Genomic DNA, 13,741 nt, shown 5'->3' with positions numbered 1-13,741 from the left:
AGAGTGTCGATGCCTTTCCCCCGAGCCTGGGAACGAGCTCGGCATACGTCATGCCCAGAGCCGAGTAGAACTCGCGCAGGCACCTGACCCAGGCGGCCATCTCGGGAGCCAGCCTGTCACTCAGTTCCTTCTGCCGCCGGCCTGGCCGTGGTTCTTCCATCCCCCGCATCAACTCCCCTCTGCGGGGATCCTTCCAGGCATTGTTCCCACCCGTCGGGAAGATCAGGGATCTGCCCTTGTTGCCTCTGCCGCACCAAATCCCCTCCTGCGAGCTTTCTTGCAACGCAGTCGCGTACGACACGGAAGGACCGATAGGTGGAACTGATCAACGGGCTCATCGGACTGGGAACCGCAGCCTTGAACCTCGCAGGGGCGGTCGTCGGAACCGGTCTGGCGTGGCGGGCCCTCAAGCGCAGGCGAGCCGCTCGTGAGGAGGAGCAGGACTGACCTCACGAGCCCGGGACAGTGCGGGCCGGAACTGGCAGGGCGAGGTGAGCCCCGGCAGGTCTTACCGGGCAGGAACGCCGGAGGAGGGGAGTAAGCCCAGTTCGGGTGACTCCCCTCCGCGGCCCCCGAACAGCAGGCAGGCAGCAGCCAGCGGGACGGTTCAGCCGCCGGCCGGGTGGCCAGATGGGTCGCCGTCCATCACGCGACGACCGCGAAGGCGTGCGGACACACCGGCGTCTCGGCCTGGTCGTAGGTGCAGGTCACCGTGCCGAGCCCCGGGGGCATGTCGGCACGGAGCCGCCCGGTCGACACGTCCAGCAACTGGTCGGTCTTCGTGCCGCCGGGCGTCCTGCCCGCGATGCGGAGCGTGGAGGGCCCGGCTCCGTCCATGAAGGCGGCGTACACCTTCGCCCCGCGCCACTTCTCGCTGCCGGTGGCGAGGTCGAGCCCGACCACTGGGGGTGCGGGGCTCGCCGTGGAGCAGGCCGGTCACCGTCCCGGTGCTGACCTGGACAGCCTCCAGCCCATCCTTTCTCCACCGCAGGGCGTGCGTGGGACGCGGTGTCGATGCCGTACGACACGGCCTCGTCACCACCGACAACCATGACCACGGCCGTACCGTCCTGCGCTCCCACGGCCGCGACCGAGACCGAGTCGGCCGTGATCGCCCACTCGGGCAGCTCGACGGTGGTCCGCCAGGTGGCCTTGTGCGGGGCCGGCGCACTGACGGCGACGAGCTCGACCATCGCGCGCCCGCGGTGTGCGTGCCGGAGGCGGGCACCGTCAGCAGGAAAGGGGCCAACACCTCGGCGGCGGTTCCGCGGACGGCGCCGGTGCACTCGCGGAGGGCGGGGTCTTGGTGCCCGGCTTCGCGTCATCGGCTGCCGAACCGCACCCGGCGACCACCCCAGCGGTCAAGGACAGGGCGAGCGCTAACGGCCGTACAGGAGAACGCGCATGGACCTCTTTCGCAGTCGTACGGACGGTGATGGTCACCGTACGCCTCACCTGGCCCGGGCCCGGCACGGGGAAACCCGTGGGGGCCGGGCATGATCCGCCCGTGCCCCTTGATCCCGGCCTTGAACTCGTCGGCGGTAGACCCCGCACCGCCAGCATGACGAAGAGGGCATCGACCAGCGGCTGATCTGCTCAAGGCAGGTGTTTACGGACGGACAGCCATGCCAAGGCCAGGTCATGGAGTGGACCGGGCTGCAGGTGGGCGCAGGTATCCGATCTGCTCGATCGGCTGATCCTGCCACCGAACGCTCAGGTCACGGCCTGCTCGGGCGTCAGAACTGCCGTGCTCAGGATGTCCGAGGCGACGGCAGCGGCGTCCCGGTCGGAGTCATCGGGATCCGGACCGAGTTCCTCGGTCATCCGCGTCCGGAGCGAGAAGTTGTGCATGGCCATCCTCCGGTGCTCGTTTTGCTGTCCATGCCGGAAGGATCTCTCACGCCTCGAATCGCGCGGCGGGACGCCTCTGGTCTCAGTACCTCGCCTGGTCTGCACCGGCACCAGAGACCACCACGGTCAAGCTTCAAGAGCACCTCACTGAGTCGTTGATCCCATCAGCGGATCTCTGACGGCGAAGCTGCCCGTCTGGTCAGACCCTGGCGCGATGCGCTGCCGGAAGGCCGCGCATGATGGTCTTCATGGAGTGCGCGGTAGAGAAGATCAAGGTCTGGTTCCGTTTCACTCCGCGCGAGGGCTGGCTCCCGCAGGACACGGAGGGGCTGTGGGCGACGAGGCTCGGAGCCGACACGGCCAGGGTGCGGAACGCCCCCTTCCTTCAGGACGGGGTGGCCGAGGGCGACATCGTGCGGTTCCGGTCCTGAAGGCGGAACTCGTCGCGGCCGTGGCGCTCGCCGAGGCGTTCGAGCTCGGTGGTCGTGCGGTGGCGGGAGGCGGCGTGGACGTCGATGAAGTCGCGGACCGCTCCGCGGTCGGCCAGGGCGCGGACCTTCGTACCGATGACGGGAGTCGAAGGCGAGTACCGGGCCGTACTCGGTCTGGGCCGGCGGGTTCCAGAAGTGCTCCTTGAGGACGTCGACCTCGCACTCCTGCCCGGAGTCCGGGTCGACGACCATCAACCGGGCCGACAGGGGGTCCACGGAGATCACGCGCACCTGCCAGCCCCGGGCCGTCAGGCCCTGCTCCAGGCCGGTGACGATCTCGGCCATCGGGGCGGGGTTCTCGGTGGCCACGTCGAGGTCCTGGCTGAGGCGCTCGACGAGGCCGTGGGCCTGAACGGCGTACCCGCCGGTGATCACGAGGGGGTACGCGGCACCGATGTCGATCACGGCCGCGAGGAGCCGGCGGTGCAGGTCGGTCAGCTTCACGCGGCGGCGGATCCCGCCGCCGCGATCAGCTCGGGGAAGGCGTCCTCCCAGACCTCGCGCAGGTGCCGGCTGACGAGGGTGCGCAGGACGGGCCACTGCGCGAGGAGGAGGTCGCGGTTCAGGAGGGTGACGAGGTCCTCGTGCTGCCCCTCGGCCAGGACCGTGCGGTACAGGCCCATGCGCAGGCGCGGCCGGTCCAGGTCGTAGGACCGCAGTCCGGACCAGGCGACGGCGGCAGGTGTCCTTGCTTCATTCGCGCGATTCATCGCAGATGTCGATTCCGCTGAAAGTACTTCAGAACGTGCTGCTGCCGACCTGGAGTGGCAGGTCAGCAAGCTTGCTCGCCGCGCACGCGGGGAGGTCCCCGCCTTCGACCCTGTCTGAGCCGCTCCCGGGCGATGTGGCTGTAGTCAGCTCCCAAGCACGCTGTCCCGCTCGGCGTACCAGCGCAGCGAGTCGCGGACGCCCTCCTCGGTGGAGTGCTCCGCCTTCCAGCCAAAGAGCTCCTGGGTGAGGTCCGCGCGGACGTAGGCGCACCAGGCGGCGAGAACGTCTTCGTCGCCCCACCTTGATCGTCTCCCGCGGTGACCTACATCCGGAAGGTGATCCCGTGCCGTTCCAGCGCCCCGAGGAGATCGGATACGGCCACGTGATCGAGCGTTACGTGACGAAGAAGGACTCGGAGCGCCCGCGCTACCTCGAACTGGGCAGCGGCCGCGTCCTGCGGCCGGGGTGGCCGCACGCCGAACGCTTTGCCCGCCACCTGATCGAGGACGCTGCCACGATCACCGACGCCGAGCTGGAAGCCCTCCTCGCCTACGAATGGCGCTCACGCCTCACCGCCGCCTGGCTGATCGGCGTGGGCCGGCGCACCTTGTTCCTCGAGCGCATCGGCGACCTGCTCCTGGCCAGCGAGGTCTGCTACTCCGGCGGCGGCTACTGCTTCGCCCTGGCCCGCCTGGGCACCCCCGCGGACGCCGAGATCCTCACCGCCTACCTCGACCGCTACCTCCCCCGCACCGATCTCCGCTACGACCAGCCCGCTGCCCTCGGCGCCCTCGTCCGACTCGACGCCCACCTCGACACCGGCCACGCGGACCGCTTCACTCAGCCCGACGGCCTCGGGGAACAGTGGGTCAATGCCCTGGTACACCTCCAGGACCATCCCGGCTACACACCCGAAGAGCAGCGCCGCTGGCTCGAGATGGAGGAGAACCTATGGCGGGGAATAGGGGTTCCGGCCTGCCGGTATAACTGCCTGGCGTGGGGACTCATTTCGGCCGTACTACCCGTTGTCGGTGCTGGTACTCGCAGCCCGGACTTGGTGCCAGGGGTTTTGGGCGCGGGATGGGGCGCGGTCGAGGTACTCGCGTTTTACCGTGGCCGAGCCTGGTTTCCAGCGGCCCTGCTGTGTCGGGTCGGCGCCGGCGTCCGCGATGTGCTGACCACCGCCGCGGCGTAGGCCGTGGGAAGTGACCAGGTGCCAGGTGGGGAGGCCGGCCAGGTGGGCGCGGTGGCGGATCCAGTCGTTGAGGGCGTCGCCCGTGACGTAGTCGCCGCGGGCGGTGGCCATGGATGCGCTGTGCGGACCCGGTTCCGCTTGCCCCACTCCTTGCGGTACTCCGCCGGCATCCCCCGCGCTTCGGTCGTTCCGGGGCGGTGGTCCTCGGGCATCCACGTGCGGACGCCCGACATGTACGTGCGGATGGTGTTCGGCGCCATCTCGCGGGCGATCAGGCCGGCGACCCACTCCACGTACGTGGCCGTCGTGCAGGGCCGCGCGGCCCGGCCCATCGCCTCGCATCACCCGGCGAACTTCCTGCGCTCACTGCTGTAGTTGCGGCTGGTGTTGGCGGGCCTGGACTTGTCGCGCAGGCGTTGCGCCGTGCCCGCGGAGACCTCGAAGTCGGTGCGGGTGTACGCCGGCGCGTCCGCCTCTGTGGGAACGGCCTCCCCCGGATAGAGGATCGTGTGCTGGTCGACCAGGGGCCGAGGAGGGTGCGACCGGTGGACGGTGGGTGCCGATAGCAGCTCGTCGTCCGCGACGAGTTCGGCCTCGACGATCTCGTCGCTGTCCCCGTCGTTCACCGCGGACTGCTGATGCCCGCTCATGTGCCCCTCCCCTGAAGATCCTTCCTGGGCAATCACCCCTGTATGAGGGAATTCATACGAGGGTCCTGAGATCGCGCCCCGGGGCTAGATCAGGTCGATGCGTTCCTGGGCGATGGGGTAACCGACCCTCGCGAAGTGGGCGGCCATCGGAGTGTTGGTCTGGTCAGTCCCGGCCACGATGCGGTCCACGCCCTCGTCAGCGAGCTTGTGCGTGGCCTCGACGAGTAGGTCATACGCGTATCCGTGGCCGCGGTGCTCGGGCACGACGCCGATGTAGCCGATGAGAGGGTCTCCGTAGTGGCGGGCGGGGACGCTCAAGCCGACGAGTTCCCCGGCAGGGTTGTAGGCAAGGCGCCACCACTCGCGCGGGCTCGGCAACCAGCGCAGATAGTCCAGTTGTTCCAGTGCGGCCGCCTCCAGCCCGGATGCGGCAACAGTGCGGCGAACATGGGCGTCGAGACTGCCCTGGTGGATACGGCGGAAGACGTCGAGGACCGCCGCGTCGTCGGGCTCGGGACGGAATTCGAGGCGGCCCGGGCGCACGGGCACGCCGCAGTCGGGTGTCCAGCGGTAGCGGAAGCGCTCGACCAGAGGAGACATGCCTGCGGCGATGGCCGCGTCGATCCGGGCCCGGGCCTGCTCCCGGACCGCAGGGACGTCGCGCCAGCCGGGCGGCAGCTTGAGCGAGTACTCGGCGTGCAGCGGCGAAGCGCGGAGCAGTTGTACGGCCGCACTGGCGTCCGTGAAGTCGAACCAGTCCAGAGCAAGCGGCTTGTCGTCCTTAGGCCCGGCCCACCAAGCCGCTCGCGCGACGACGACGCCGTCACGCAGGGCCACCCAGGTCCACTCGGGGCGGTACTCACCGGCGGCGGCCATCCCGCTGTAGGTGTCGCCGAAGGCGGCGAAGCCGACCAGACCGGGATCGGGTAGGGATTCGAAGAGTGCTTCCTCGCCTGTGGCGAGGGGGCGGATGACCAGATCGGTCACGCGAGGGGTCCTTCCGGGTAGCGACGCGCTCCCCTTCAGATCCTCGGCGTCCTCGGAACGGGGTGGGAGCACATGAGAGTCAGCTGTCTCACGGTTCCCACCTCCTTTTTGCAGTCGAGGACGCGAGCGGAGCGTAACAGCGTGATCGAATGACCGACAACGGCATTTGGCCTGCCGCACGCACCACATCTCGACCCGCCCGAACAGGGACCTGCTACTGGTGGGCTCTCGTATTCAACTGTCGCCAGTTCTCCGTGGAACCCAGCCTGCCGGTGACCGTGTGTGATCTCCAGGGGCGTATCGGCTCCAGGTTCCGCCGGTCTCGTTGAGCAGGCGGGTGGTGGTCTTGTTGTGGTAGCCGAGAGCGTCCGCGACGACGGGAGCGGGCATCTCAAGGAGTTGTTGTCGGATGGCGGCGCCGCGGGCGGCGGCCACAGGGACGCCGATCTCGTTGAGGAGTGCGGAGACAGGTGGTCGGGACGGAAGGGCTGCCCCGCCCGGCGTCCGGGGAACAGCCGGCCGACCGCCTGCTCCGCGAACTCCACGACCGCGGCGTCGGGGCGGACGGGTCAGGAGACGCGCTTGAGCGTCCAGGCGTTGTTGTTGAAGCTGGGGACCGAGGAGGAGACACAGCTGCCGCTGTAGTACGAGGCGGTCTGAACCCAGCCGAAGGGCTGGTAGGTGGAATTGCAGGCCTGGACCACGGTGCCGACGGGCAGCCCGGTGAGCTGCTTTATCTGCTTGATGTTCGGGCTGAAGCTCTGCGTGCCGCAGCTGCTGCTGTACCCCCAGCTGACGTCGACGAAGCCGCTCGGGGTGAGGACGCTCGAACAGGAGGTGGTCACGTCGCCGGGGGCGGCGTGCGCGGGCGCGGCGGTCAGGGCGAACAGCGCCGCGGTGCCGGTGAGGGCCATGCACAGGGTGCGAAAGCGAGTCATGGGTGATGGCTCCTTGAGATCGTGGACGGCCGGTGGGCCGCGAAGCCAGTACTACGGGTCGCCGACCGGTTTCAGATAGACGTTTTCAGGCCCAATGATCAACATGTAATCCGCCGGGGACGGGTGGCGGCGGATCACCCGTGTGCCCGGCATGGGTTGTGGGCGTTCGGCCCGGTTCGTGATCTCCTGGTGCGTATCGGCTCCATGTCCCGCCGGTCTCGTTGCGGAGCCGGCTGGTGGTCCTGTCGTGGTAGCCGAGAGCGTCCGCGACGACGGGTGCAGGAAGTTCGAGGAGTTGCTGCCGGATCGCGGCGCCGCGGGCTGCCGCGGTCGGGACCCCGACTTCGTTCAAGAGCGCGGACAGGTGGTCGGGGCGGGTCGGCTGCCCCGCCCGGCGGCCCGGGAAAAGCCAGCGGGACGCGGGGTTGGTAGCGGTGTTCATGTTGTCGCGGTTCGCGATGTGCTCCAGTAGCAGGGCGGCGACCGGATCAGGGACGGGCGAGGCCGGCTCACCGAGCCGCAGCAGCACGGTGTCGCCGTCGCGGATGACGTCGTCAACGCCGAGCCGGACGATGCGGCTCGCGGGCTGCGCGTAGAGGAGCACGATGACTCCGGCGACACGGAGTCGCATCGGTATCTCGGTATCGGTCAGCAGCCGGCCAAGGGTATCGAGGCGCTCGTCTTCGCTCAGTGCGGCCCGGCGGGAGACCTTCATCTTGGGGATGGACAGGGAGCGTCGGCAGCGTCGGCTCTGCATGGGCCAGTTGAGGAAGGCTCTCAGGCAGGTGCGGGCGTGTTCGGTGTTCTCGGCGAACCAGGCGTCGACGTCGATCTGGCCGCATGACGCGAGGGTGCTGTTTCGCTCGCCGAGCCATTGCAGGAACGCGGTCGCGTGCTTGACCTGTTCGGCGGCGAACCGGCGGATGCTGGGTGTGATGTGGCTCCTCTCGGCGCGGGTCCGCAGCCGGGGAAGGATGTGCCAGGTCGCGAAGAGCCGGATCGTCTTGGCGTGCTCGGGGTCGGCGATGCCGGTCAGGTGGCCGGGAAGCCAGCGCTGGAAGGAGCAGAGGTACTTGTCGATCGAGGGCAGGGCTCCGCACGTCATCAGGAGTTCTTCCAGGTGAGCGGCGGCCCGCCAGGGCTGGAGCTCGTGGAAGGCGTCGTGGGTCAGTGGGATCTCGCCGAGGCCGAGCCGCCGCAGTAGCTGCGAGGCGCTGCCCGGCTGGTCGCGGCGCATCTCCAGCTTCGGCTCAGACGGTGCCCGGCATGACGGGGATCCCCGAGTTCAAGTTGCTGAGCAACGGCCCCTGGCTGGTGGGAGCCAGCGAAGTCGAGGAGGCGCTGAACCGTTACGCGGTCTCCTCCCCAACTATCCGCTCTGAGCTGGAGGCCGATCAACTTTGGTGTGACTGGCTCGGGTGGCTGCGCGAAACGGACGGCCGTGGCGGATTCACCGTGGAGTGAAGCCCCTACTGAGTCACGGGCAGCCGGGCGTTGGCCCGCCTCTCGGGCGGGGCGGGAAAGCCCTTGGGGCGGCCGGATGGCCGCCCCAAGGGCTTTGCTTGGATCGGATGGGTCAGCCGGTGACCGTGGCCGTTGCGCGGGTGGTCGCGGTGCCGGTCAGGTGGCCGGTCCGGTAGGCCGTCACCTTCACGGTGATGTGCTTGCCGCGCTGTGCGCTGGTCAGGGTGAAGGTGGACTTGGTCGCACCGGTGATCAGCTTGCCGTCCGCGTACCACTTGTACGTGTACGAGGTCGGCGTCGGCGTCCACGTCCCGCGGCTCAGGGTCAGGACGCGCCCGACCTTGGCCGTTCCCGTCAGGGTCGGGGCCGTCGTCGCCTTGGGTGCTACGCCCTTGACGAGCACGGCGGCGCTGGCCGTCTTCACCGTCGGGTGTCCGGCCTTGCGGGCCGTCACCACCACGGTGAGCTGCTTGCCCTGGAGCGCGGAGGGCAGGGTGTACGACGCGGCCGTGGCCCCGGCGATGGTCTTTCCGTCGGCCTGCCACTGGTAGGTGTGGGAGTCGGCGGCCGGGGACCAGGAGCCGGTCGTCGCCGTGACCTTGCCACCGACGACCGCGGTGCCCTTGATGGTGGGGGCGGCTGTCGAACGGATCGGTGCGACGACGGTGACGGTGCCGTTGACCCACTCGTCGCCGCGCGCAGTCACTCTCACGGACAGCGGGCCGAGCGGGGCCTTCGTGAGGTCCAGGGCGACCCTCATGCTGCGCCGGTCGGAAGCGATGGAGACGGTTGTCGACCGGACCCCGAAGCTGTCGTTGGTCACCTCGACCGAAACCTCTTCGTTCAGACCGGTGCCCGTGACGGTCATGGTGACCTTGCCCCGGCCTACCGTGGACGGCCCCACCGTGCTGGGGGCCGGGTCCTCCTGACCGCAGGGAGAGTGGGAGCACGTGGCATCGAGCCGTACCGCGGTGGAGGTCTTCGCGGGCTTCTCCGGCAGACCGATCACGAGCGTGCTCGGCCTGGAAACCTTCGGAGGGGCGGCAGTTGGCAGATAGCAGGAGTAGTAATCGCCTCCCCAGCACCTGCTCTGCAGATCCGAGCGGTCGTACAGCCAGAGTGTGGGCGACTGCTCCAAGGGCTCGGCGGGGGTGAACCGCAGGTCAAAGTAGTCGCCCGTCACGGTCGGGAGCACGGCGCAGATCGCCGTCTTCTGCTCGCTCAGGGTGCCGGTCAGCGGCCCGAACCCGTTGCTGACGTCCGTGACCTTGACGCACTCGGGGGCGGGACCGGCCGCCGTGCCGATGCGCATTGCGTCCAGCCGGTAGGCGGGTGCCGCGGTCTTGCCGTCCGGGACTTGGGCGAGGACCTGGTAGCGGGTGGAGCCGGTGACGGCGCAGCCCGCGTCGAAGTAGTCGCAGACGCCTTCGCCGTTCGCCTTGAAGCCGAGCAGGTGGACGGTGCCCAGTGCGTCCCGGGCGTTCAGGTGGAGGGTGTCCGCGGCGGCGGCCGTGGTCACTTGGTGGCACAGGAAGGTGCCGGGCTTGGCCGGTACGCCTCCGGTGGACGGACCGCCCACCGCTACGGCCGGCGTCGGGACGCAGCCGCGCGCGGTGGAAGTGACGTCGAGGCGGGTCAGGGCGAACTCGGCGGGCACGTTCCGGCCCCGGACGAGGACGGTGTGCGCGGCCTTGGCCGTCAGGGCGCAGGTGGCGAAGGAGCCGTAGGCCGTGCTGACGGAGCAGACCGGCTTGCCCTTCTCGTCGAGGACGTCGACCGTTGCGTGCGAGTCCCCGGAGATCCGCTGGATCTGGAAGATTTCGTGCGCGGAGTGGTTGCCGGCCGCGATGGACAGGCAGTCGGCGAAGACCTCCGCGGTGTTCTTCACAGTCATCCGGGCCGGCTTCCCCGTGAAGTCGCCGGGCAGGAAGGTGCGGCAGGCGCTCGGCGCGTCCGTGCGGTGGACGACGAGACGGTAGACGTCGCTCTCCCCGGCCGGGTCGAGCTTGGAGACGAGGGCGCGGTAGGGAGCCGTGCCACCCAAGGCGCAGGTGCCGTCCTTCAGGGCGCCCTCGCCCTCGCAGAAGGCGGCGCCCTTGGCGTCGACGATGGTGATGGATGCGGCGCCGTCGGACAGGACGGCGATGTGGGCACCCTGGGGTACCGGCAGGTTCAGGCAGTCGACCTCGCCGGGGACGGCGAACGTGCCCTTGTGGTCGCGCGCGAGCGTGACCACGTCCTCGCAGCCCGCCGCGGCCGTGCGGGACAGGATGCGCACAGCGCGGTCCGTGAGCAGGGTGTAGCGGGTGCCTGCGGTGAGCGAGCAGTCTCGCGCGTCCTCGCAGACGACGGAGCCGTTCGCCGCGTGAACCGCGATGCCGGAGGCCTTGCCCTGCGCATCGACGTCTCGGACGTCGTAACGGCCCGTCACGGCCGGGGTGAAGGTCCTGCACCCGGTCTGCGGGGCGGCCTGCGCGGGCGCGGAGCCGTACGCGGTCATGGCGACCGGCACGCAGCCCTCGGGGTTCGACAGGCGCCGGACCTTCAGGCTGTACGGGGTGGGGAAGCCTGCGCTGGGGTTCCTGACCTCGGCGAGGACGCGGTAGCCGCCCACCCCTGCGGGCAGGACGCAGGGCTCACTTGCACAGAGGCGCTTGCCCGTGCCGTCCGTGATCCAGTGCGCGTAGTCCCCGTACTCGGGCAGCCTGAAGTCGGCGGCGATCCGCTCGCGGGGAGCGGCGGTGAACTCATGACAGACGATGCTCAAAGGGTCTGTCACGTTCCCCGTGGTGGGGGCGGAGTCGTAGCGGGTGCCGGCGACGGCCGGACATCCCGGCGTGGCCATCAGCGGGACCAGGGAGACCGGGTTCTTGATGGGCCTTGAGGCGCTGTTGTAGACCGAGAGCGTGTACGTTCCGGCCGCGAGCTCACACCAGGAGTCGGACGGGGCCCCGCATGTGACCGGGCTCCCACCGGAGCTCAGGGAAGGCTGGAGGTACGGGTCGGAGACGAGGAGCCGGTGCAGGCCCGGCTTCGTCACCACGACCTCGAAGCAGGCTGTGCCCTGAGCCTGGATCGTGCCGCTGGCGACGGCCCCGCGCGGATCGCCGAGCGGGGTGAGCGCGAGGGGCGTGCAGGGTTCGGCGGCCGAATCCGCCGGGGCCTGCCCCCGCTCCGCAGCCTTGTTCGCGTGGACCGGGCTCGCCGGGCGTCGCACCGGTTCAGCCTGCGGCGCGGGTACGGGTGCGGGCGCGGGTGCGGGTGCGGGCGCCGCACTCGTGGACGCAGTGACCGACGGCGTCGCGGCGAACGCGTTCCCCGCCGGGACGACGGGCGTCAGCAGCGCCGCCAGTAGGGCAGGGACCAGCAGCCTTCTCACGGATCTGGACCCGGCGCGCGAACGCGCTGAGTTGAGCATTTCGTTCCCCCCGAAGCGATGTCTCCGATGTGGACGTCCACATGGGCGTCACACTGTACGGTCCGCCTCGGACGGGCTCGGCACGACCATCCCCCTGTTGACCAGGCAAAACACCGCATGCCGGGCGCCAGCCTCGACTTCCCGGGGCCGGCCATGCCCCGGCTGGGGCTGGGCTTCACTCGAGAATGTGCTGCCCGGCAACGGCGCGGCCGCTCACAGCAGTCGCGGGTCCAGTGTCAGTGTCGCCAGGCCGGCCGGACCGTGGAGGTGGAGGACCGGGCTCGTCGGGCCGGAACGAGCTGCGGCTTTCGACCGCAACGTACGCCGTGCCGGCCGGCGAAGGGATCGGCTCGACCGCCAGGGCGGGGCCTACGTCCAGATGTTTGACCAGGCGCCCCGTCATGGCATCACGGACCTCCAGGCGGCTGCGGAATGTGACGTGGTGAGCGGTTCGGACCTCTCCTCGGGTTCCCAGCACGACGACCTCCCCGGCTCGTCCGGGACGCGGATAGCCTGACCGGCACAGCGGCCACATCTGGTTCCGTCCGGACACTCCCCGTGGGGGCCCCTTCGTACGGCGTCTCCGTCAGACCGTCCTAGTACGGGGTCGTCTCCTGGCCGACGTTCCACAGCCTGACCCCCTGGGGACCGGCCGAAACGAACCGCGGCTGCGCCTCCCCGCCCAGTACCGCGAGCGCGTGACGGACCGTCTGCTGTGGCTGGTGCGCGAGGCACACGGCTACCTGCGCGACAAGGAGACCGGGGCCGCCGTACGCGCCGAGGTGGGGCGGCGCTGGCCGCCACGGGCGCCCGGATGGTCATCGCCCACTCGCTGGGCAGCGTCGTGTTCTACGACATGCTGAGCCGCGGCGAGGTTCCGGCCGCCACGGACGGCGGCCCGGGAGCGGCCTCCTTGATCACCTGCGGGTCCCCGCTGAGCTGGCTGGCGGTCAGGAAGGGCGTCCACACGCCCGGTGCCCCGCTGGCCGTTCCGGCGGGGGTGGAGTGGACGAACCTCTACGCCCCGTTCGACCCGGTGCCCAGGTTCCGGGGCCTCTCCCTCCCTCGCGGTCGGGATCACCGACGTCAAGGTCGACAACGGCAAGCTGAAAGCCCACGACGTCCGCCGTTACCTCGACAAGCAGGCCATCGCCGAACGCATCGCGAAGTCCCGGGTGCTCTGAGCGGCGTGCGCTGCCCGCCCACCCGTTGGGCTCGTGGGGTGAGGACCGCCCCGGCCCAGCTGCCTGCCCCCGATCGGGGTCGGTCATCAGGGACCGGTGAACCCGCGCGACCTCGATCTCGTCATCGCCGCCGTGCACTCCGTCGGACCGTGCCCACCGGGTGGGGAAGCCGATTGGACTGATCGGGTCCGCGAACGCGCCGTCGGGTTCTAGCCTGGGATCATGACTTCCCGAACGGCTCGCCCAACGACTCCCCGGCTCGACATGATCGGCATCGTCGTCTCCGACATGGCCGCATCGCTCGCCTTCTACCGGCGTCTCGGCATCGACGTGCCCGGCGGAGCCGACTCCCAGCCGCACGTCGAGGCCGCCCTGCCGGGCGGGCTGCGGATCGGCTGGGACACGGAGGAGGTCATCCGCTCCTTCGACCCGTCCTGGACCCGCCCCGCGAGCGACGGCCGGGTGGGGCTGGCGTTCCTCTGCGGCTCCCCCGCCGAAGTGGACTCGCTGTACGCCGAGCTGACGGAGGCCGGGCACACGGGCCACCTGGAGCCCTGGGACGCCTTCTGGGGGCAGCGCTACGCCGTCGTCCTGGACCCGGACGGCTCCGGGGTCTCCCTCTTCGCGGCAGCCGCGGCAGCCGAAGCGGGCGTAGCGGGCGTAGCGGGGGCAGCAGCCGCGGCGGGCGGAACGCCCGACCCCGCCTGACCCGACCCCGTCGCGTAGGACCCCGGCGTGGTCGACGGCCCCCGCCACGCCCCGCCCGGCGCGCAGCCGGGCCGCGACCTCCGTGACCAGGGGGTCCGGGAGCCCGTAGTCGGCCGCGCGGAGCAGGGCCAGCTCCTCCAGTCC

13 protein-coding genes and 2 pseudogenes are annotated in these 13,741 nt (G+C 70.1%); 6 read left to right on the top strand and 9 right to left on the bottom strand.

What is annotated here, in order from left to right; all coding sequences use genetic code 11:
• Positions 1-315: 315 nt before the first annotated feature.
• On the top strand, positions 316-447 hold the full coding sequence (locus ACIQV3_RS19030) for a hypothetical protein (protein WP_403713551.1): 132 nt from the start codon (positions 316-318) through the stop codon (positions 445-447).
• A gap of 198 nt (positions 448-645) precedes the next feature.
• Here ACIQV3_RS19030 and ACIQV3_RS19025 read toward each other — a convergent pair whose 3' ends face one another.
• On the bottom strand, positions 646-903 hold the full coding sequence (locus ACIQV3_RS19025; RefSeq protein ID WP_403713550.1) for a hypothetical protein: 258 nt from the start codon (positions 901-903) through the stop codon (positions 646-648).
• 810 nt (positions 904-1,713) lie between these two features.
• On the bottom strand, positions 1,714-1,857 hold the full coding sequence (locus ACIQV3_RS19020) for a hypothetical protein (protein WP_403713549.1): 144 nt from the start codon (positions 1,855-1,857) through the stop codon (positions 1,714-1,716).
• Positions 1,858-2,087: 230 nt separating this feature from the next.
• Between ACIQV3_RS19020 and ACIQV3_RS19015 the strand changes: the two are divergent.
• Positions 2,088-2,279, top strand: a pseudogene (locus tag ACIQV3_RS19015) (DUF4265 domain-containing protein); the annotation flags it as partial.
• Here the strand turns inward: ACIQV3_RS19015 and ACIQV3_RS19010 are convergent.
• Together ACIQV3_RS19010 and ACIQV3_RS19005 are read right to left on the bottom strand one after the other, a co-directional pair.
• A pseudogene (locus ACIQV3_RS19010) lies at positions 2,276-2,786 on the bottom strand (nucleotidyl transferase AbiEii/AbiGii toxin family protein); the annotation flags it as partial. The pseudogenes ACIQV3_RS19015 and ACIQV3_RS19010 overlap by 4 nt on opposite strands.
• Positions 2,783-3,052, bottom strand: coding sequence for a transcriptional regulator (locus tag ACIQV3_RS19005; protein WP_403713548.1), 270 nt, complete (start codon positions 3,050-3,052; stop codon positions 2,783-2,785). The gene ACIQV3_RS19005 and the pseudogene ACIQV3_RS19010, both read right to left, overlap by 4 nt.
• 344 nt (positions 3,053-3,396) lie before the next feature.
• Here ACIQV3_RS19005 and ACIQV3_RS19000 point away from each other — a divergent pair, with 344 nt between their 5' ends.
• Both ACIQV3_RS19000 and ACIQV3_RS18995 read left to right on the top strand, forming a co-directional pair.
• Positions 3,397-4,248 (top strand): DUF6000 family protein, encoded by an 852-nt coding sequence (locus ACIQV3_RS19000; RefSeq protein WP_403713547.1) that lies wholly within the window; start codon positions 3,397-3,399, stop codon positions 4,246-4,248.
• A gap of 138 nt (positions 4,249-4,386) precedes the next feature.
• On the top strand, positions 4,387-4,623 hold the full coding sequence (locus ACIQV3_RS18995; protein WP_403713546.1) for a hypothetical protein: 237 nt from the start codon (positions 4,387-4,389) through the stop codon (positions 4,621-4,623).
• Here ACIQV3_RS18995 and ACIQV3_RS18990 read toward each other — a convergent pair.
• From ACIQV3_RS18990 to ACIQV3_RS18975, 4 genes are all read right to left on the bottom strand, one after another.
• The gene (locus tag ACIQV3_RS18990) at positions 4,590-4,898 is read right to left on the bottom strand and encodes a hypothetical protein (protein ID WP_403713544.1); all 309 of its coding nucleotides are present in this window, start codon (positions 4,896-4,898) and stop codon (positions 4,590-4,592) included. The genes ACIQV3_RS18995 and ACIQV3_RS18990 overlap by 34 nt on opposite strands.
• Positions 4,899-4,982: 84 nt before the next feature.
• Positions 4,983-5,885 (bottom strand): GNAT family N-acetyltransferase, encoded by a 903-nt coding sequence (locus ACIQV3_RS18985; RefSeq protein ID WP_403713543.1) that lies wholly within the window; start codon positions 5,883-5,885, stop codon positions 4,983-4,985.
• Positions 5,886-6,454: 569 nt separating this feature from the next.
• Positions 6,455-6,823 (bottom strand): hypothetical protein, encoded by a 369-nt coding sequence (locus tag ACIQV3_RS18980; RefSeq protein ID WP_257559891.1) that lies wholly within the window; start codon positions 6,821-6,823, stop codon positions 6,455-6,457.
• A gap of 85 nt (positions 6,824-6,908) precedes the next feature.
• Positions 6,909-8,060, bottom strand: coding sequence for a hypothetical protein (locus tag ACIQV3_RS18975; protein WP_403713541.1), 1,152 nt, complete (start codon positions 8,058-8,060; stop codon positions 6,909-6,911).
• A 29-nt stretch (positions 8,061-8,089) separates the two neighbouring features.
• Between ACIQV3_RS18975 and ACIQV3_RS18970 the strand changes: the two genes are divergently transcribed.
• Positions 8,090-8,287, top strand: a complete 198-nt coding sequence (locus ACIQV3_RS18970) for a hypothetical protein (protein ID WP_403713539.1) — start codon at positions 8,090-8,092, stop codon at positions 8,285-8,287.
• A gap of 112 nt (positions 8,288-8,399) precedes the next feature.
• On the opposite strand, the gene ACIQV3_RS18965 is transcribed toward ACIQV3_RS18970, so the two are convergent.
• Complete coding sequence (locus tag ACIQV3_RS18965) at positions 8,400-11,504, bottom strand: hypothetical protein (protein ID WP_403713538.1); 3,105 nt, start codon at positions 11,502-11,504, stop codon at positions 8,400-8,402.
• A gap of 1,607 nt (positions 11,505-13,111) precedes the next feature.
• On the opposite strand from ACIQV3_RS18965, the gene ACIQV3_RS18960 reads away from it, so the two are divergent.
• Positions 13,112-13,597, top strand: a complete 486-nt coding sequence (locus ACIQV3_RS18960) for a VOC family protein (RefSeq protein WP_403713536.1) — start codon at positions 13,112-13,114, stop codon at positions 13,595-13,597.
• Positions 13,598-13,741 lie beyond the last annotated feature (144 nt).

It is taken from the genome of Streptomyces sp. NPDC099050 (assembly GCF_044759865.1).
GTDB lineage: Bacteria > Actinomycetota > Actinomycetes > Streptomycetales > Streptomycetaceae > Streptomyces.
Note: the sequence above shows the minus strand (reverse complement) of the source record. Positions and strands in the feature narration are given on the sequence as shown.

Bases quoted from the DNA above. Each gene is read 5' to 3' on its own strand.
- ACIQV3_RS19020 (WP_403713549.1), bottom strand. From the start codon at position 1,857: ATGGCCATGCACAACTTCTCGCTCCGGACGCGGATGACCGAGGAACTC.
- ACIQV3_RS19005 (WP_403713548.1), bottom strand. From the start codon at position 3,052: ATGAATCGCGCGAATGAAGCAAGGACACCTGCCGCCGTCGCCTGGTCC.
- ACIQV3_RS18990 (WP_403713544.1), bottom strand. From the start codon at position 4,898: ATGAGCGGGCATCAGCAGTCCGCGGTGAACGACGGGGACAGCGACGAG.
- ACIQV3_RS18980 (WP_257559891.1), bottom strand. From the start codon at position 6,823: ATGACTCGCTTTCGCACCCTGTGCATGGCCCTCACCGGCACCGCGGCG.
- ACIQV3_RS18975 (WP_403713541.1), bottom strand. From the start codon at position 8,060: ATGCGCCGCGACCAGCCGGGCAGCGCCTCGCAGCTACTGCGGCGGCTC.
- ACIQV3_RS18970 (WP_403713539.1), top strand. From the start codon at position 8,090: ATGACGGGGATCCCCGAGTTCAAGTTGCTGAGCAACGGCCCCTGGCTG.
- ACIQV3_RS18960 (WP_403713536.1), top strand. From the start codon at position 13,112: ATGACTTCCCGAACGGCTCGCCCAACGACTCCCCGGCTCGACATGATC.